The organism is Chitinophagales bacterium (assembly GCA_016787225.1).
Lineage (GTDB): Bacteria > Bacteroidota > Bacteroidia > Chitinophagales > JADJOU01 > CHPMRC01.
The window spans coordinates 152093-171301 of sequence record JAEUUY010000021.1 but is presented as its reverse complement, the minus strand read 5'-3'; the positions used below and the strand labels follow the sequence as shown (position 1 = coordinate 171301).

20 protein-coding genes are annotated in these 19209 nt (G+C 34.7%); 7 read left to right on the top strand and 13 right to left on the bottom strand.

Translation table 11 applies throughout. From position 1 onward, the window contains the following. Positions 1 to 8: 8 nt before the first annotated feature. Entirely contained in the window at positions 9 to 464 is a 456-nt protein-coding gene (locus JNL75_07870; GenBank protein ID MBL7789724.1) for a GNAT family N-acetyltransferase, read from the bottom strand. Positions 465 to 476: 12 nt separating this feature from the next. Further along, positions 477 to 1130: a YggS family pyridoxal phosphate-dependent enzyme gene (locus tag JNL75_07865; protein MBL7789723.1), complete on the bottom strand. Its 654-nt coding sequence runs from the start codon at positions 1128 to 1130 to the stop codon at positions 477 to 479. A 71-nt stretch (positions 1131 to 1201) separates the two neighbouring features. On the opposite strand from JNL75_07865, the gene JNL75_07860 reads away from it, so the two are divergent. From JNL75_07860 to JNL75_07850, 3 genes are read left to right on the top strand one after another with little or no spacing between them, the layout of a single operon-like run. After that, a complete protein-coding gene (locus JNL75_07860; GenBank protein ID MBL7789722.1) occupies positions 1202 to 1492 on the top strand; it encodes a DUF4296 domain-containing protein in 291 nt (96 codons plus the stop codon). 42 nt (positions 1493 to 1534) lie between these two features. Then, on the top strand, positions 1535 to 2353 hold the full coding sequence (locus JNL75_07855; protein ID MBL7789721.1) for a hydroxymethylglutaryl-CoA lyase: 819 nt from the start codon (positions 1535 to 1537) through the stop codon (positions 2351 to 2353). 41 nt (positions 2354 to 2394) lie between these two features. Further along, positions 2395 to 2754, top strand: a complete 360-nt coding sequence (locus JNL75_07850; GenBank protein MBL7789720.1) for a CoA-binding protein — start codon at positions 2395 to 2397, stop codon at positions 2752 to 2754. 47 nt (positions 2755 to 2801) lie between these two features. On the opposite strand, the gene JNL75_07845 is transcribed toward JNL75_07850, so the two are convergent. The 9 genes from JNL75_07845 to JNL75_07805 all read right to left on the bottom strand — a co-directional run bounded on the left by JNL75_07845 (position 2802) and on the right by JNL75_07805 (position 10746). Continuing rightward, positions 2802 to 3989 (bottom strand): HD domain-containing protein, encoded by a 1188-nt coding sequence (locus tag JNL75_07845; protein ID MBL7789719.1) that lies wholly within the window; start codon positions 3987 to 3989, stop codon positions 2802 to 2804. Between the two features lie 92 nt (positions 3990 to 4081). Continuing rightward, positions 4082 to 4738, bottom strand: a complete 657-nt coding sequence (locus JNL75_07840) for a hypothetical protein (GenBank protein ID MBL7789718.1) — start codon at positions 4736 to 4738, stop codon at positions 4082 to 4084. Between the two features lie 52 nt (positions 4739 to 4790). Then, entirely contained in the window at positions 4791 to 6338 is a 1548-nt protein-coding gene (locus JNL75_07835; GenBank protein ID MBL7789717.1) for a peptide MFS transporter, read from the bottom strand. A 100-nt stretch (positions 6339 to 6438) separates the two neighbouring features. Further along, on the bottom strand, positions 6439 to 6951 hold the full coding sequence (locus JNL75_07830) for a hypothetical protein (GenBank protein ID MBL7789716.1): 513 nt from the start codon (positions 6949 to 6951) through the stop codon (positions 6439 to 6441). 225 nt (positions 6952 to 7176) lie between these two features. Beyond that, entirely contained in the window at positions 7177 to 8391 is a 1215-nt protein-coding gene (locus tag JNL75_07825; protein ID MBL7789715.1) for an HAD-IIIA family hydrolase, read from the bottom strand. Next, positions 8388 to 8966 carry a D-sedoheptulose 7-phosphate isomerase gene (locus JNL75_07820; GenBank protein ID MBL7789714.1) on the bottom strand — a complete coding sequence of 193 codons (579 nt, stop codon included), beginning with the start codon at positions 8964 to 8966 and terminating at the stop codon, positions 8388 to 8390. Before JNL75_07820 ends, JNL75_07825 begins: the two co-directional genes overlap by 4 nt. Before the next feature lie 79 nt (positions 8967 to 9045). After that, positions 9046 to 9495 (bottom strand): hypothetical protein, encoded by a 450-nt coding sequence (locus JNL75_07815; protein ID MBL7789713.1) that lies wholly within the window; start codon positions 9493 to 9495, stop codon positions 9046 to 9048. A gap of 5 nt (positions 9496 to 9500) precedes the next feature. After that, positions 9501 to 9947, bottom strand: a complete 447-nt coding sequence (locus tag JNL75_07810) for a low molecular weight phosphotyrosine protein phosphatase (protein ID MBL7789712.1) — start codon at positions 9945 to 9947, stop codon at positions 9501 to 9503. 13 nt (positions 9948 to 9960) lie between these two features. Beyond that, complete coding sequence (locus JNL75_07805; protein ID MBL7789711.1) at positions 9961 to 10746, bottom strand: rRNA pseudouridine synthase; 786 nt, start codon at positions 10744 to 10746, stop codon at positions 9961 to 9963. A 128-nt stretch (positions 10747 to 10874) separates the two neighbouring features. Between JNL75_07805 and JNL75_07800 the strand changes: the two genes are divergently transcribed. Next, the gene (locus JNL75_07800; GenBank protein ID MBL7789710.1) at positions 10875 to 11459 is read left to right on the top strand and encodes a riboflavin synthase; all 585 of its coding nucleotides are present in this window, start codon (positions 10875 to 10877) and stop codon (positions 11457 to 11459) included. Between the two features lie 426 nt (positions 11460 to 11885). Here the strand turns inward: JNL75_07800 and JNL75_07795 are convergent, their stop codons facing one another. Continuing rightward, positions 11886 to 15041, bottom strand: coding sequence for a hypothetical protein (locus tag JNL75_07795; GenBank protein MBL7789709.1), 3156 nt, complete (start codon positions 15039 to 15041; stop codon positions 11886 to 11888). A gap of 19 nt (positions 15042 to 15060) precedes the next feature. After that, positions 15061 to 16440 carry a hypothetical protein gene (locus tag JNL75_07790; protein MBL7789708.1) on the bottom strand — a complete coding sequence of 460 codons (1380 nt, stop codon included), beginning with the start codon at positions 16438 to 16440 and terminating at the stop codon, positions 15061 to 15063. Positions 16441 to 16615: 175 nt separating this feature from the next. Here JNL75_07790 and JNL75_07785 point away from each other — a divergent pair, with 175 nt between their 5' ends. From JNL75_07785 to JNL75_07775, 3 genes are read left to right on the top strand one after another with little or no spacing between them, the layout of a single operon-like run. Beyond that, on the top strand, positions 16616 to 17179 hold the full coding sequence (locus JNL75_07785) for an SRPBCC family protein (protein ID MBL7789707.1): 564 nt from the start codon (positions 16616 to 16618) through the stop codon (positions 17177 to 17179). Positions 17180 to 17210: 31 nt separating this feature from the next. Continuing rightward, complete coding sequence (gene tatC / locus JNL75_07780) at positions 17211 to 17990, top strand: twin-arginine translocase subunit TatC (GenBank protein MBL7789706.1); 780 nt, start codon at positions 17211 to 17213, stop codon at positions 17988 to 17990. Between the two features lie 29 nt (positions 17991 to 18019). Further along, entirely contained in the window at positions 18020 to 19159 is a 1140-nt protein-coding gene (locus JNL75_07775; protein MBL7789705.1) for an acyl-CoA dehydrogenase family protein, read from the top strand. The last annotated feature ends 50 nt before the right edge of the window (positions 19160 to 19209 follow it).

The window sequence follows — 19209 nt, the reverse complement described above, 5'->3', positions numbered from 1 at the left end:
AATACTAACTAATCTGTTAAAAAACTATATACCATAGCCCGATGCGGGATATCATCTTCTAAATATTCCTCACCTATAGCACTAAAACCAAGCTCTATATAGAATTTTAATAGATAACTCTGAGCGGAAATTTTAATATTCTCAGTTGGGAAGAGTTCTTGACAATTCAAGATGGCTTGTTTCATAAGTTTTTTACCTAATCCATGCTGTCTATGAGTTTGTTTAGTACATACGCGGCCTATTGAACTATAATCTGAATAGGATACGCCTACAGGTAAAATTCTAGCACAAGCGACCAATTGACTATCTAAGAACCCTAAAAGATGATATCCAAGTCTATCCTTATCATCTATATCTTGATAGACGCAGTTCTGCTCCACTATGAAAACCTCTGAACGCAGCTGGAGAAGCTGATAGAGCTCAGAAATAGATAATTTTTCGAAATGTTTTAACTTTAAGATCATTTATTGATTACCTTATTCATACAGCAAACTCCCAACTCTTATCCAGGTAGCGCCGCATTCCAATGCTATTTTATAATCTCCACTCATACCCATAGAAATTTCTTTGAGATTTAAGTCATACTTTTGATTCAAACGATCAATCGTTTGCTTAACTACGGTAAATTCACTTCTTATTTGTTCTGTATTATTTGTCATAGAAGCCATAGCCATCAGCCCTTTTATTTGAATATTAGGATAATTTGATACATCTATATCTGTAAAAAGGTCTATCAATTCCTCAACAGAAAAACCATATTTCGTCTCTTCTTGCGCTACATGAAGCTGCAAAAATACACCGATGGCTTTACCTACTTTGCCTGCTTCTTTTTGTATTTCATTCAATAATTTCAAGCTATCTACTGAATGTATAGTCGATACTTTATCGATAATCTGTTTGACCTTATTCGTCTGTAAATGACCTATAAAATGCCAATCGATATCATCGGGCAATAACGGGTACTTATCACAAAGTTCCTGAGCTTTATTCTCTCCAAATACTTTTTTCCCGCACAGATAAAGTTCTCTTAAAACCTCCACTGAACGCATCTTTGTCACAGCAATCCACTGAGCATGATAGGGTTGACACTGCTGATCGAGTATTGATAAGATTTCTTTATTGATAGACATGGAGCGAAAGAAATTAATTAAAAATTTTCCTGTACATTTGCTAGATAAAAACAAACTCAAAAATAACGGCTTTGCGGTTTATTCTGTTATTAATTATTGCGCTATCGTATAGTTGTGCTAACAAGAGTATTATCAATGCTGATAAATACAAAGAAGCTTTATTGAAAATCCATCAATGCGAGGCCTACCATGAATTGAAAATGTCTAGTAATCATCCTGTATTTCTAGAAAATTGTAAGGCGCAGGCTTTATTAGATTTAAATATAAGTAAAAAAGACTTTGATAAGACTACTGAATATTACAAATCGAGACCAAAGGAATTCGAGGCACTTTATGATAGTATACTACTAAAATATCCATAAAAGAAACCAGTGATTAAGTTTATAGAATGTCCGAGAGATGCTATGCAGGGAATCCCAATTTTGATTCCTACGGAAAAGAAAATTCGATATATTCAGTCGTTATTAGAAGTAGGTTTTGACGTTATAGATTTTGGAAGCTTTGTGTCTCCAAAGGTAATACCTCAAATGGCAGACACTGCTGAGGTATTAAAAGGCCTAGATTTATCAAAAACCAAATCCAAACTTCTAGCCATCGTAGCGAATACGAAAGGCGCAATAGAAGCTTGTCGCTACTCTGAGATTGATTTTCTAGGTTATCCATTTAGTATTTCTGAGACCTTTCAGCAGCGCAATACCAATTCTGGAATAGCAGAGTCTTTTGAGCGCGTCAAGGAGATAGCATATTTGACGCATGAAAGTGGTAAAGAAATGGTCGTTTATATTTCTATGGGCTTTGGGAATCCTTATGGAGACGAATATAACGTAGGTATTATCAACCAATGGGTAGAAAGAATAGCTGCTCTCGGTGTGAAAATATTTTCACTCTCCGACACGATTGGTATAGCACAACCTGAGCTCATAGCAGAAGTTTTCAAAGGAACTATCGGAGTTTATAACGATTTAGAGTTTGGAGCTCATTTGCACTCCGCTCCGCATAACTGGCTCCCCAAAGTAAAGGCAGCCTATAAAGGCGGTTGTCGCCGATTTGATGTAGCCATAGGAGGACTCGGTGGCTGTCCTTTGGCTAAAGATGAGCTCGTAGGAAACCTTGCGACTGAATACTTTGTCAATTTTTTCCGTAAACAATTCAAACCAGAATTTGATGAAGAAGCGTTTTCAAGATCATTGAGAATGGCTAGAGAGGTATTTCATTTGCCGTAATACTAAAACACATTTTATTTTTTTCAACTTAAATAATATCCATGAAACCCACATTAGTTATCGGAGCCTCCGAAAATCCAGAGCGCTATTCCTTTAAAGCTATCAACATGCTTCTCGATCATCATCATACCGTCTATGGTTATGGTATGAAATCTGGAAATTTGAGAGGTGTGGAGTTTATGACCGATTATGCTCCTGTTGATGTGCATACGGTAACGATGTACGTCGGAGTCAAAAATCAAACTCCAGAGTTGAAAAGCTATATAGAGAGTCTCCAACCAAAACGTGTCATCTTCAATCCTGGAACAGAAAATCAGGAATGGGAAAATGAGTTGAGAAATAAAGGCATAGAGCCTGAAGAGGCATGTACCTTAGTTTTACTTCAGACTGGGCAATACTAATGTGATAATTTGAAAATGAAAATTATCTAATCATTTTTTTTTCAAAGCTATAAGCTATAATAAAACGTCTTACTGGTTTTATTTTCTATTGAATAAATCATTCCGCTTTTAGCAATGTAATCTTCATAAGACTGGACGCCATCATTCTTAGTAAGTATCTGAATAGGTTGTGCACTAGAGTAGGCAATCATAGTGACTGTGTCAGAGAAATGATAATAAGAACATAACGATTCATCCTGCTTAGAATATGGAGCTATTCGCTCTTTAAATTGCTTCCCTGAAAAACAAACCTTATAGAACTGACGAGATAAAATACGATGAGATAACAGATTTAGAATTTCATCCTTAGCACTGAGCATATCCTTAATTACGGTCCACACATCACTATCATCCAACTTGACGAATTCTGCTATAATTTCTGGAGATAATTGACTTCGCTTCTCCTCTGCCAATTGGAAAAAATAATTTAAGCGCGGATTAGAACTCGTTATACGTTCACCATTTCGAATGAGTTCGTAGATACGTTCAAAAAACTTAATCAACATAAACTCGGCACTCATGACCGTTTTATGAAGATAAACCTGCCAATACATTAGATTTCGAGAAAGTAAAAAATGCTGCACACTCATAATTCCTTTTTCATGCACCACTATTTCATTATCTACAACATCTATCATAGCTAAGATTCTATCCACCGCTATATTCCCTTCTACCACACCGCTATAAAAGCTATCTCGTTTGAGATAATCAAGCCGATCGACATCCAATTGACTAGAGATGAGTTGATGGAAAAATTTACGTGGATATTGATTAGTGAAAATTTCGATGGCTAGATTCAAATCTCCGTTAAATTCCTCGTTCATAGATTTCATAAGTGCGATAGAAATCTGTTCATGGGATATTCTTTTAAAAAAGCTTTTTTCTAGTGCATGTGAAAACGGACCATGTCCTATATCATGCAATAAAATAGCTAAGCAAGCAGCCTCCTCTTCTCTGTCGGAAATTTCAACTCCTTTGACCCGCAATTGTTCTATTGCTACTTGCATAAGATGGAAGGCACCCAAGGCATGATGAAATCTTGTATGAACAGCCCCTGGATACACAAAATGTGTGAGACCTAGCTGGGTGATATTCCGTAGTCTTTGAAAATAAATATGGTTAATACACCGCAATACCAAATCAAATTTGACTCTGATAAAACCATGTACTGGGTCGTTGATAATCTTGTTACTCACTTTTTATAGTAATTAGTCGCAGTATCGAGTCACAGTAAGCAGTTGTAGTTATTTATACTTTGTAACTTCCACGTTACTTATCACCGTGATTACTATCCAGGAAGACGATTGATATATTTATCCATCTCTTTGATTTGATTGACTATTTCAGCCTGTTTAGGCTTAGCGTCTTTCGCTTTTTTGAAATGTGCCTTCGCTGTTTTATTATCTTTTCTATGTATAAAAATAGAGCATAGCATCAACTGAGCACTGGCTACACTATCGGCATCTGGCATACCCTTGGAGACCGCCTCTCTCAGTTTAGGCAGAGCAGTTTTATAATCTCCTTTTTGAAAAGCTATAGCGCCATGCTGAAAAATAGCCATAGCATCCATATCTTTCATTGGCATACCTAATTCTGTGGATTTTTTAATGAGTTCTTCTGCCTTTGTGAAATCTTTTTGAGACATGGCCATATTGCTCTGAATCATATAGTACATAGAGCGAACAGGCTTTATCAGTAGTTTAGGATATTTCACAGAGTCTATAACCTTCATAGCTAGCTGGAAATCACCGCTTTCTACCGACTTCTGCAATAAACGAATAGGTCCTAGTAAAAAATGAGCTAAGAATAAAATAACTCCTATGGTTATCAATATCCAAGCAAAGGTAAAATTATCTGCAAATCCCCAAGCCAATCCAATAGCTATAAGAGCTAAAGATATCCATACTCGGTTAAAAACATAAAATTGTAAGAATCTGAAATTCATCTCAATAAAAATAAGGGTGCGAAGTTAAAAACTATAATGCAAAGAAGAAAAACTATTTCACTCCGTGCATCCACTTGTTTATTAATTTTGAAATTACCAATAATGAAATTCCAATAGCAAAAGAGGCTATTGCAATTTTCTTACAACCATTCATATAAATTGGTAAAGATTCAACTGCTGTAAAGGCTTGACCTTGATCATTTACTTTAGGAATGGCCATTTTAGAACCTATCCAGCCTGCTAATTTATGACCTAATGCCGAAGCTAGAAACCAAATACCCATCATAAAACCTACCATATTCATTGGACTTAATTTGGTAATCATTGAAAGTCCAATTGGCGAAATAAACAACTCCCCAAGGGTAATAAAGAAATAAGCCATCAGGAAATAATAAAGTGGCATCAATCCCGTATTGTTATTCATCCCTGACATTCCTCCCATAAAGAAAACATAATAACCGAGTGAAACTAAAATAAATGATAAACCGAATTTTACAGGAATATTCATCAACTTTAAATTCTTATCCGCATAGGTCCAAAACATGCCTAAAAGAGGTGTCAAGAAGATAATATAAAACGGATTTACCGAATTATTCATCATCGCTGATGAGAGCGTAGTTTCGCCTACTTTAAAATCGACATTTCTTTCTGCCATGAGGTTGAGAGAACCGCCAGCTTGCTCGTAAAATCCCCAGAAGAAAAACGAAGACGTAATCAAAATGACTGCAGACCACATTTTTTGTTTAGATTCGGTATCAAAATTTTGACTTAAATATAGTAAATAGAAGAATGAAACTAAACCGAGAGGACCTAAAATCCAAGTAGTTATTGATGGAACTTTCACAAGAAACATACAGATAGGGACTAATAAGAAAGCACCCACATAATACCATTTTTCAATGGACAATCCATTTTTAACTGTAGAGATTAACTCTGGTTCCGGAGAATCCCCTTTATTATCTAGAGTATGCTTAAAATAGGTGAATACCGCCAATCCTAATATCATAAAAATACCTGCTAACCCAAATCCATAATGCCAATTAACTTTTTGACCCAAATAGCCGCATATCATGCTACCTAAGAAGGCACCAATATTTACACCCATGTAAAAAATAGAATATCCTGTATCTTTTCTAGGGTCATTTTCACCGTAGAATCTCCCTAGCAAAGAGGATATATTTGGTTTAAAAAATCCATTTCCCGAGATAAGAAAGCCTAATCCAAGAAAAAATGTGTAGTCTTGAGGTAGTGCCAATACCAAATGACCAATGGCCATCAGAATACCTCCTAATAGTATACTTTTTCTATAACCCAAATATTTGTCCGCCAGCCAGCCACCCAATAAAGGTGTGGTGTAAACAAGTGCATTATACGCTGCATATTGAAAATTCGCTGTTTCATCGGACATTTTCAATATATTGGTCATATAGAGAATCAGTAAGGCTCGCATTCCATAAAATGAAAAACGCTCCCACATTTCAGTAAAGAATAGCATCCATAATTGTTTGGGTTGTGCTTTACCATTGATAATAAAAGCAATACCTATCATGATAGCACTGAAAATCGCTCCAAAAACTATTATTATTAAATCTTCTGACATATTTTAAATTTTAAGCTGGGCTAATATACAGACTTCACTCAAACTAGAGCAAAAAAAAGGCTATCCGAGTGGATAGCCTGAAAATATTAATAAAATTGTACTATCTTGTAGGAATAGATTTAGAATTGTCCACCTTGTCGAAACCAAAAGTTGAAGCATCTTTGTAAGTTCGTCTGATCTTCACTGGTACTTTTGCGTATTTCCCCTTACCTATTTGAGAATATTTAAGATAAATCTCCCATTTAAAAAGTCCCAATTGGTTTGCAGAGGTACTAGGGTCAATCGTAATTTGCTGATATACTATTTCTACTTCAGGACCATTGGCTGTTTGTATCACATTAACTTCCAGAGGCTCGTTCCCAAACCATGCTCGTTGGTCGTCGAGAAAATTATGCACGATAACAATTTGACTATTAGCCGCATCAACATAAGCATCAAACTTTTCATTTGAAATTGAACTTTCATTAGTTCTTGCTAAAAAAATTGAACGAAAATATGACAACTTCCATTCAACATCTGGATTTTCGACTCTAGGTGTAAATTCACCGATATCACCACAACCAGCTAACGTCATTGACAATAATAAAACAACTAAATAAGAGAAATTTTTCATTCGTTTGATTAAATTTATTCGCAAATATATTAATTTTTAAAAAAAACAGAAATTTATTTTAATTGCTGATTATGGAATCGACCTTGAAACTAGACAAACCATCAATTACATAGCTAATATAAACTCAAAACCTATGAAACTTCTGGTTATGGCATAGTTTCCTGCATTTCAAAAAAAGTCAAGGCGGTTGATTCTAGTTTACAGTAAAAATATTTTAAAACTACCTTAAATTAGTCTCATAAAATCCCCTAAAGACCTCACTTTCAATATTTCTCCATTATACTTGTCATCCATTCCTACTTTTATTGTTATCATACCTAGTCGATTACCAAATTCAATATCCGTACCTGAGTCGCCTATCATTATAGATTTATCGAAATCTATTTCAGGAAAATCAGCTTTAGCCTGCTCTCCCATTCCCGTTTCAGGTTTACGGCATTTTGGTTTTACCTGAGCTAAGTGAGGACAATGATAAACACGATCTATTTTTCCGCCTATTTCCTCAACTTCATGTTGCATTTTCCAGTGAATTTTTTCCAAGTCATATTCACTCATCAATCCTTTGCCTATTCCTTGTTGATTTGTGACCACCAGCACTCGTCCAAATATTTTAGATAAATCCCGAATTGCTTCTCTACTGCCATCTATCCATACAAACTCGGACTCATTTTTCACATAATCTTCTGGTCTATGCTCATTGAGGACACCATCTCGGTCAAGAAATAGTGTCCAGGATTTATCGATTCTTGGAATAAATTGACGGGGTATCGAAGTCTGAGCTAGCGTATAATCTTCTGGAATACCTATGTCTATGAAATATCCATCACTATAAAATGGCTTTAGATGAAGAAGATCCTTATTAGCTTCAAAAAAATCTTTCTCTAAGGAAAATGAAAAAGGTAAATCAATTAAATCGAAACAACCTTGAGGTAAAAAATATATGCCTCCATTGATATAACCAGTGTCAATCCAAGATTTTTCCTGAAAATCAACAATTTTATCATCTACTATGGTTAATGCACCATATCTATCCGAGTTCGAAATTTTCTTAACAGCCAGAACGACTTCTCCTTCTTTTGATGATTTTACCAATGCTTGTATATCAACATCAAAATAAGTGTCTCCATTAATCAAAAGAATAGATTCTTTCCATTTCTTAGCTAATTCATAAATCAGACCACCCGTACCTCGAGGCTCTAACTCTATCTCATAATGAATACTTACTCCGTAATAAGAATCTTTGAAATGATTTATTATGACTTCTCTTAAATGACCTACTAGCAAAACTACTTCATTAATGCCTTTTTTCTTCAAATCTAAAATCATATAATGAAGAAAAGGCAAGCCTGAGATATCCGCCATAGGCTTTGGCTTATCCTGCACGACGGATGCTAGTCTGGTGCCCTTGCCTCCTGCAAGAATGACAGCTTTTGTAATCATAAAGGTCTTTCGATGAAATGCTTTTCTATGATTTCACAAATAATATGTCCAATCAGCATTTGAGTTTCTTGGATACGCGGGGTATCTGAACTCGGTACTTTTAGCAACATATCGCAATCATCCATTAAGCATGGCTTTGACCCAGTCCAACCTATAGATGTCACGCCCAAGTCTTTAGCTACTTTAAAAGCTTCTATGATATTCTTAGAATTGCCAGAGGTAGACATGCCTATCAAAACATCTCCTTTTTTTCCTTTGGCCTTTAATAATCGTGAAAACACAAACTCATAACCATAATCATTGGCTACGGCGGTCAGAAAAGCATTATCTGCACTCAAAGATTCGGCATTTAGTGGAGGTCTATCTACATAATATCTACCTGAGAGTTCGGCAGCCAAATGCATACTATCGACAGCGCTGCCGCCATTACCACAGAAAATTATCTTTCCACCATTTCTCAATGCTGTAATACAGCAATTAGCAATCTCTTCAATTTTTACAAGTAAGGATTCATCATTTAATACTGCTTGCTTTGTGGCTATACTTTCTTCAAATCGTTTTTTTATAATATTCATTTTAATTAGTTTAAAGTGAAAAGTTTTAGGATATAAAACTAATATGGAGTTATTATAATCCTTTTAAACTTTATATGCTCTAATTTTTATCTTCTGTCAAACTTACCCTTTTTTCGCTATTGCCTTGCAGTCTAGTTAGAAATAAAGTGTCGGTTGTTATTCTGTTCACCTTATAAATCACTTTTCCCAATACATAAACTTGTTTAGAATTTCCGCCGACATTATCCGAAAAAGTCCCTCCGGTATAATTCATAATCAACTGCTTACTCGATAAAAAATATCGACCTTTCTTATTGTAGATAATGTCATTACCACAACTAGCCGACCTAGTATCTGTAAACGTATAATTTGCATTGAATTTCACATAAGGCTGAAACCTATTATCTGAATTAGTATTTCTTATGAGCATTAATTCATCTTCCGTCATAGTATATTGCCAAGAAAAATTGCCAGAAAGCTTACGTCCCAGTTTTTTCGAGGCACTGACATTAAGGATAAATATAAGAATTACACAGACTAGTTTATTCATTATGTTTATTTTTTGAAGTAATTATTAACGATATTTTCACATGCTAAGTCTAGCATTTGAAATACATTTTCGAAACCATCTTGACCACCATAATATGGATCAGGAACACTCATATTTTTCCTTTGGTTAGACTCATTGAGAATCATTTTAATTTTTCCTAGTTCAGCCTCTTTAGCCATAGCTCGCAAATCTTGATAGTTATAGGTATCCATAGCAAAAATAAGATCAAATTCTTCAAAATCTACACTTCTGATTTTTCTGGCTCGCTGATCAGAAATATTTATACCATATTTTTCTGCAATATCTATCGAACGTTGATCTGGAAGACTACCTATATGATATCCACCTGTACCCGCACTATCTACGAAGGCTTCGATATTTCGCTGATCTAATTTATGCTTCAAAATTCCCTCTGCTAATGGAGATCTACATATATTTCCTAAACAGACCATCAGTACTTTCATTCTATCTTCTCTTTTTATTTTTTGATTCCCTCTGGTTTTCCTTAAAGGCAGTATATGGTGTTTTTTTTCCTTTGTTTTGCAACATAGAAACCTCATGTGGTTTTAACATGCGCCACTTCCCTCTAGCTAAATCCTTTTTAGTAAGACCTGCATAAACTATTCGATCTAATTGCTTTACTTCATACTCTAGCTTTTCAAAAATGCGACGAACGATTCTATTTTTACCGCTATGAATTGTTATACCCACCTTGAAGCGATTCATAGGTTCTGGAAAAGCTAATTCATCTACTTTCATAATCCCATCTTCAAGTTCTATTCCTTTGATAATCTGCTCTTCATCTTTGGTGCTAAGCTTTCGATCTAGTGTAGCAATATATATTTTTTCTACATTATACTTAGGATGGGTTAATTGTTGGGTCAGTTCTCCATCATTCGTTAAAAGTAATAAGCCCGAAGTATTTCTATCTAAGCGTCCTACAGGATATATCCTCAAATCCTTATAGGCTGGATTTTTAAGCGCTGATTTTACAAGATCTAACACTGTTTTTCGTTCTTTCTCATCATCAGTTGTAGTGATAAAATCTTTTGGCTTATTTAGTAAAATATAAATCTTTTTCTCTGGTCGAATTAACTTGCCATTAACCTTGACTTTATCGCCTTCCTCAAGAGGTCGGGCTATGTTCTCTACTGGTTTATCATTCACAGTTACTTGCCCAGCTTTGATTAATTTATCTGCTTCTCTACGGCTGCAGATACCAGAATGGGCTATGTATTGGTTTAATCGCATTCTGCAAAGTTACGTATCAATAGATTAAAAATAGAAAAGAAATTTAATTAGATTCCCGCTCCTAAATATGAATTATTAAGAACCTGTGGCTAAATAAAACTAAATTTGCTCCAAGATTAAATGAATCCATGTTTACAGGAATTGTCAAAGACTTAGGAAAAATTGAAAACGTAGAAATAGATGCTGGCAACCTTCATATATGGTTGACTTCTCATTTACACGATGAAATTAACATAGATCAAAGTATAGCCCACAATGGAATTTGTTTGACCGTCGATACCAAAAAAGATAATCAATATCGGGTAACAGCTATTCAGGAAACGATTCAAAAAACAACTATTGGACAATGGAAACCAAATGATTTAGTGAATTTAGAATTATGTTTACGATTAGGAGATCGGTTGGATGGTCATATGGTACAAGGCCACGTGGATACCACAGGAATTTGCGAGTCCATCACAGAAAAAAAAGGTAGCTATGATATATGTTTTTCATATCCCATAGAATTTATGCCACTGGTTATAGAAAAAGGATCTATCACTATTGATGGCATTAGTCTCACCTGTCATAGTCTTACAGAAAATAGACTTATGGTTTCCATAATACCATATACCTGGGAACATACGAATGCCCATACATGGCTTATTGGAAACAAAGTCAATATTGAGTTTGATCTTATAGGAAAATATCTTCAACCCAGATTTTGCACTTGAAATGCAAAATCTGCCCGGAGGGCTGACGATCCTGACAGATACTCGTCAGGATGTCAGGGTTAACCCCAACAAGAAAATCTTCCATATCATACTACTTAGATGTTTAGATTTTCTTCGTCGGTCTGCAGTTCAATAACTTTGAACTGCAAGATTCGGGTTCAACGGAAATTAGGGCTTGCTGAATAACTCAGAAATGTGCCAAATACGAGCCATCAAGCTGACGCTGTATAATAATACTGCGAGGTGCAGATGGCGAAGTAGTTGGTGCGTTTCTGAGTAGTCAAATATTTTTTGGTTAAAATGCATACTTATTCTGGTCAAACCCTAGTAAAATCGTTAATAGTCCTTGCACTTAAATTCAGAGTTTTACTTTATAAATCTATATCATTCAACTATTTTTACGTTATTCAGCAAGACCTAAATTAGCTATTTCCTAAACGGATTGATAAGATACTCCCAATAATTTTTATCATTTTTCATTCTAGGAGTATAGCTTATAATGGGATTTTCAATATAAGTAAGCAGTTCTCTAAATAGCCTTAATCCATGATTTGAAGTATTACTTAAGGTTATATCTGAACTCATCAGCGATGTGACGAACACTATTTTTTCACGAGCTCTAGACATAAGTACATTTAGTCTATTCTCTCCTTTATGCATTAAAATAGGTCCAAAGAAATGATAAATTTTGCCATTTTCGTTTTTTCCATAGCCTGAACTTATAAGAATGATATCTCGCTCGTCTCCCTGAACCTGTTCTATACTTTTCACAAAGAATGGTTCTAAGGTTCTATCTAAATCTAGAATGAGTTTATTAAATTGAGGACTTGAAACTATTTTCTCTTCTATTTTTGAAAGAATAGCTTCTTTCTGCTGTATTGAAAAGGTAATGACACCAATGGATTTAGAATTCCCGAAGGATATCATTTGTTCCATTATACTCTCAACGATTTTCTCAGCCTCCTGATCGTTTTTGCGATTTTTGTAGATTCCATCTGAAAGATAAATTCGCTGTACAGCTTGATTTGAAGAAGAATTTGTTGTATTTAATAAATTAGAATAAAAATGATAATTTGAAAAATAAATCAACTCTCGATACTTAGCTCTATATTGATAATTTAGTTGGATGGAAGGCAACTTTTCTTCAGCTAATTCCAATAAACTCTCATGTGGAGATTCTAAACTGTAATTGTGGTACTTAAAAAATCTTGTCGGGGTCAGTTGCTGACCGTCACCAACAACTATCACCTTTTTGGCTCGAATTAAAGCAGGAATACTATCTAATAATTCAATTTGACTAGCCTCGTCCATGATAACAACATCAAACAACTCTGGTCTTAAAGGAAAAAACTTAGACATTTTATCTAAACTTGATATGGTTATTGGTTTTAACCACAGTAAAAAATCGATATCTAATTTAGATATAGCTTGAAACAGAGTTGGCTTCATTCGCTTGCTAGACCATTTCTTTTGTATAAATTGAATGGATTTTTTCCAGGTATCACGTTTTATCTTTGTCTCTTTTTTTCTTGTATTCAATACAGAGTGAAAGTACTCTTCATTTTCTCGTTGATAGCCTTCCAAAGCAGATACTAGCTGATAATTCATAAAATTAGTGTAATTGCTTCGAACAAAGTTTCGCATTCGAATAAGTTCTCTGACATTATAATTCTTAAGCACTGGATATTGCTGTGGAGATTCCTTCGTATTATACCTGAATTGTTCCCATTCTCTCAAATTTTTAAAATCCAGGCTACATAATTTCTCCCATAAATAATTCTCCATAGGTCTTTCAGAACTCCAATCCAGTTCTAAAAACTGTTGTACACTCCAAGAGGTAAGATTAGGATTTTTTTGAAGTATCCATTTTACATTCTGAATCAGCTCTCTCCATTTTTTCTCTTGAAAATCATTTTTGCTTAACCAGTTTGCTGATACAAATGACCAAGACGGTAAATTTGCATTAAGTTTATTTAAAACATATTTCAAGTTTTCACTTTCGCTGCCTGCCAAAGTTTCTTGTCTTTGATTTCGATCTTCTAAATTGAGTCTTTGGTATTCTTCTTCCCATGCTATGTACTCTAATGCCGACGTTACGTATTCTATTTTATTCCATATTTTGAGCGCATGCCAATCTTTGTTGATTTTTAAAATTTCACCTTCAATTTCTTTTGCTTTTGGCTTAAACCAATTTTTCCAAAACCTATCTTCCTTTAGATGTTCAAGATAGTAGCTTAATTTATCTTTCTGAATTTTTACCAAGAAATTTTCTCTTGGTTTAGACGCCAAATGCCTTTTGATTTTAAGCTCCATCTGCGCCACTTTCTTGGGTAGTTTTTTATGCTTAACCAGTTTTCTTAATATGTCGAAATTGAACTGCGTAACTATATTTAAAGGTTGTTCTAATGTGGCTAGTAAACCGAGAGTATGGTCTAGCAAGAGATTTAGACCTTTTAATAATTCCTGAGTTTGAATCACTTTCTGAATAATATCCTTTGGAGAAATTTGAATGAAGTCTTGTCTAGGAAAAAATACATTTAACAACGCATAAGAATGAATATCGTTTTCAAGCTCATAATCATTTATCTTTTTATTCTCTTTTTTTCTCAATTGTTGAACTGCGGTGAAGTAATCCTCTATAGTTCGAACACAATGTTTGAAATAAGTATAATTAAAATTTTCGTTAGAACTATGATCACCCTTTGTCAATAGCTTTTCTAATCTTGTTTCTATACTCCGATAAAAACTATGAATATTTGTATCATCCAATAAATTTAACACCAAACTATTCAAATCTAATCTATCAAATCTTTGTAGAAGAACATCAAGAGCTGCCTTCTTTTGAGATAAAATGGCAACACGTTTACCAGCCAACACTTCTTGAATGGCAAGATTGAGTATAGTTTGGCTTTTACCTGTGCCAGGCGGTCCTGAAATATGACAAGAATTATTGTGTGCCAATGTCATAGCCTTAGCCTGACTATTATCAATTGGTAAACCATGAATAATAGATAAAAAGTCCGGTGATGGGGCCGAATTAAATTTGTAAATCTCATCATTGAACAAGTCTTGCAAGGCTCTACTTGTCAATCGATTTGACTGTACTAATTCCAAATCTTTTTGTAGGTAAGCCTTATGATTTAAATCAAAGTATAAAGCTGATACTCCGCTAATAATTTTCGATGGATCTATATGTGTTTGACTATTTATCCAGCTATCTAACTCATGGATTGTTAATTCTATATAACCAGAATATAAACTAGGATTTATAAAATAAGTACCTATTTGTTCCCAATGCAGTTCTTGCTCCTTTTTTCTCCATTCCAAATGGACCGGAGATAAGAAAAGCGGTATATATTGGTCTAATTCATTGCTAAAATATTGATGACTCGATAGCAATATTAATATTCTTCCTGATTCACTATAGACTTCTTGAGCACTTCTTACTATGCGCTTTACCTGACTTATTTCACTATGAGTTGAGTCCTTAAATGAAAAATGACCCGATGTAATATCGAGCCATTTTTTAAATTGCAATTTTGAACTGGTAGTATTTCGAGCTAGAAAATCCCAAATATCCACCTCAAAAATAATATCTTCCCTAGAATGTTACTGCAGCTGGGGTAATATTTATAGGTATGATTTTTTTAGTAAAATCATAATTATCTAATATATTTTTAACTGGTTTAAACTTCAACATAGCTTCTCTGACCAGTCCTAGTAGTTTGGCATTCCCTTTCAATTTAGCGTAATTTGCACTCACACCATAGACTACGTCCGCTATAGATTTTTGAGTGGAAGGATTACCATAATGTTGAGACCTTAATTTTAAGTCATTTTTATCAAACTCTAACTCACCACTATGCGGATTAATTTTAGAGGCCACTTTGGGAACATTTTTTTCCAATTCTCTTAACACAAATAAGCTTTGCTGCATATCAGTCAACGCTTTTATATTTTTGTCTATATCTTCTGCAATATCTTCATTGCCATTCGCTTTGAAAATCTCTTTAGCTGGGATTACTTCTAATCCCATCATGTGATTATAAGCAGCATATTGCTTCTCTAGCTTAGTATTTCCTAATTTACCATATAAACTAGAAGCTAAGACATAATTGTTATCCCTTTCTGCTTGTACTGCGTATTCACTAACTGCGTCATTGTCATTGCGCTTTTTGAGGGTATCGGTAATAATTTCCACTACCTGATTGTACTCTTTAATTTTATCTGCTTTTTTTAACTCAACTGCAAATTTTTGATACCCTTCGATAACTCCACCTGTAGCGTAATACTCCATAGCTTTTACCAAATCACCTTTATTGTAATACAAATCACCTGCTTTTTTATAGCCGTCTCTTTGCTTAGTTATTATATAGGTAGCTGCGGCTTGCTCAATATTTTCTGGTTTAGCAGCGTACAAATCTCCAATAAGAAAGATACCTTCATTGTAGCCTGCTTTTTGATAGTAATCTAAAGCTTGTGGATAATAATCCATCCCTAAATCAAAAAATTCATTCCCTATTAGTCTATTGGCTTCTGCAGGATTATATGCTTTAGAAAGTGCTTTAAAAGCATTATCAAATGCTTTCTTCTGCAGTTTAGGATCCGTTTCTTTAAATGCTTCTTCTAGATATGCTTTCCCCACTTTATCCTTGGTTTCCGTTTTATTCTCCTTGCCGCCCTTTGCATAATATCTGTCAGCAGCTTTCAAATCTCCCTTATTATAAAAGGCATCTCCTATAGCCAGATTGCCCTCTTTCTGCATTTTCATCTCACGATAGAGTTCTAGAGCACTATTGAGCATTTCTCCTTGCTTTCCTTTATCTTTTTCTTTCATCGCCTGACCGATAAGTGCATTAGCTTTGGCTAATTTTTTCTGGTCGAGTTGAGGGGCATTGGCAGGGCTTGTTTTTCCTTTTTGAGAATACGAAGGCATTGCTAAACCAGTGAAAAACAATACACACAAAATAATTCTTAACATATTGTAGTTATTTAAGTGATATCTTTTGGACAAATATAAGATTTTTATATAAAACTGAAATTTAAAACTCAATTTTAAGACATTTATTTTAGTAAATTGGTTTAAATATCTCGCATAGTGGTCTTTACTAATTTTAAGTTTTGGCTTGGTTTTATTTAATAAAACAATTGTACATTTGCCCAAACTCTTATTACAAATGGGAAGTGTATTTAAATCCTTTGTTTCCTTATTAGGAATTTTTTTGCTTGGAATGATTACTGTTGGGTTCTTTTTACCGAGAGAAAGTGAATTTTCTGTTACCAAAACAATTTCAGCGAATCCAGAAAAGGTATTTTCAATGGTGATTGATTTAAAAAATTGGGAACAATGGAGTCCTTGGAGAGCATATGACCCAAATATAAAAATGATTTATAGCGAGAATACACAAGGTAAGAATGCCTGGTATAGCTGGGAAGGTAACAAAAGGGTGGGATATGGCAAATTAACGATTACAGATTATGAAGCTAATAGCGAAATTGAAACCCTACTAAATTATGAAAATCAGTTACCAGCTAAAGGCTCTTTTCGCTTTATACCTGTAGAAAATGGAACTGCTGTAACGTGGACAATAGAGGTTACTGGAGTTAACAATCCTATTGCAGCGAAGTTTCTTGATGGTTATAGATATACCATGATGAAATTCTTTCTAGGTAAGGATTTTGGAAAAGGTCTAGAAAATCTTAATCAAGTCTGTCAATAAACCTATAAAATCATCGCGAGGGGTGAAGGAAATGAATTTTTTCGAACACATTGAAGAATTGCGATTTCATATTCTTCGTTCCGTTATTTTCTTACTTATCGTCACCATACTTATCTTTGTCTTTAGTAAGTTTGTATTTGAGGATATAATTTTTGGTCCTTTAGATGTTAACTTTTGGTCTTACAAAGTCTTATGTAAATTAGCTAAAGATTTTTGTGTAACTGAAATCCCTGTAAAACTTATCAATACTGAAATAGCAGGACAGTTTTTCCTACATATCAAAACGGCTTTTATGCTAGGTGTCATGGCTTCCGTTCCTTATTTCCTTTGGGAAATATGGTTGTTTATCTTACCTGCTCTACATAAATCTGAACGCAACTATGCACAGGTGTTGTTAGGGTTTGGGTTTTTATTATTTTTGCTAGGTTCAGCCTTCGGTTATTTTATCATTTTTCCTATTACGCTTATCTTTTTAACAGGGTATACGGTGAGTAATGATATTGTCAATATGCCTAATATTTCCAACTATTTTGAAAATTTATCCGATACGGTCTTATGGACAGGAATTATGTTTGAACTGCCTATTATAGCTTATTTTTTATCTAAAATGGGAATATTAACAACCGATTTCATGCATACCTATCGCAAGCATTTATATATAGCAATATTGGTGGCTGCAGCAGCCATTACGCCTTCACCCGATATTTTTAGTCAAATCATGGTAGCTATTCCACTTTTTATTTTATTTGAAATTAGTGTATTGGTAGTGGCCAGAGCTCAGAGAGGCAGCCTTGAAAGAACTGAATCTTAGTAAATTATTAATAGTAAATAAATATAGTTATGAATTTTAGTCATTCAGAAAATCAAAATTTAGTACGATCGACCATTGCTGAGTTTGCCAAAAAGGAAGTTTTACCATTCTACAAAGAGTGGGATGAAACTCAGGAATTCCCTACACATGTATTTAAAAAATTGGGAGAACTAGGCTTTATGGGCATACTGATCCCAGAAGAATATGGTGGAGCTGGTATGGGATATGAAGAATATATTGTAGCTATTGAGGAACTTTCTAAGGTTTGTGGTTCTGTGGGTCTATCCTATGCCGCGCACAACTCTCTGTGTTCTATGCACTTATTTCAATTTGGAAATGAAGAGCAACGAAGAAAATACAGCCCCAAACTAGCCAGTGGTGAGTTCATAGGTGCATGGGGCTTGACTGAACCAAATACGGGCTCTGATGCTATGCGTATGCTATGTACAGCTAAACAAGACGGTGACAATTGGATTATCAATGGCACTAAAACCTTTATCACTCATGGCTTGACAGGTGATGTGATGGTAGTCATCGTCAGAACTGGAGAGCTTTTAGATAGTCATGGCATGACTGCATTTATCGTAGAACGTGGCAATCCTGGCTTAAAATGTGGCAAAAAAGAGGATAAGCTGGGGATGCGTGCTTCAGAGACTGGAGAGGTTATATTTGATAACTGTATTGTATCAAAAGATGCCGTATTAGGAAAAGTAGGAGAAGGATTTATCCAAGCCATGAAAATCTTAGATGGAGGGCGTATTTCTATTGCTTCTCTTGCTTTAGGTATTGCTAAAGGAGCATTTGAAGCCTCTGTGAAATACAGTAAAGAAAGACAGCAATTCGGCAAGCCTATCGCACAGAACCAAGCAATAGCCTTTAAATTAGCTGATATGGCTACACAGATAGAAGCGGCGGAACTCTTAATTTATCAATGTGCAGACATGAAAGCCCGTGGACTGAAAATTACCAAAGAATCTGCTATAGCGAAATACTACGCGAGTGAGATTGGATGCAAGGTTTGTAATGAAGCAGTGCAAATATTTGGTGGATATGGTTATATCAAAGAATTTCCTGTTGAGAAACATTACAGAGATATTAAGCTCTGTACGATAGGAGAAGGAACTTCTGAAATTCAAAAATTGGTTATCGCTAGAGAATTACTTAAATAAATTGAGTGCGCAGAATGCAGTAATAAGTCGCAGTATAAATTTCGAGATTA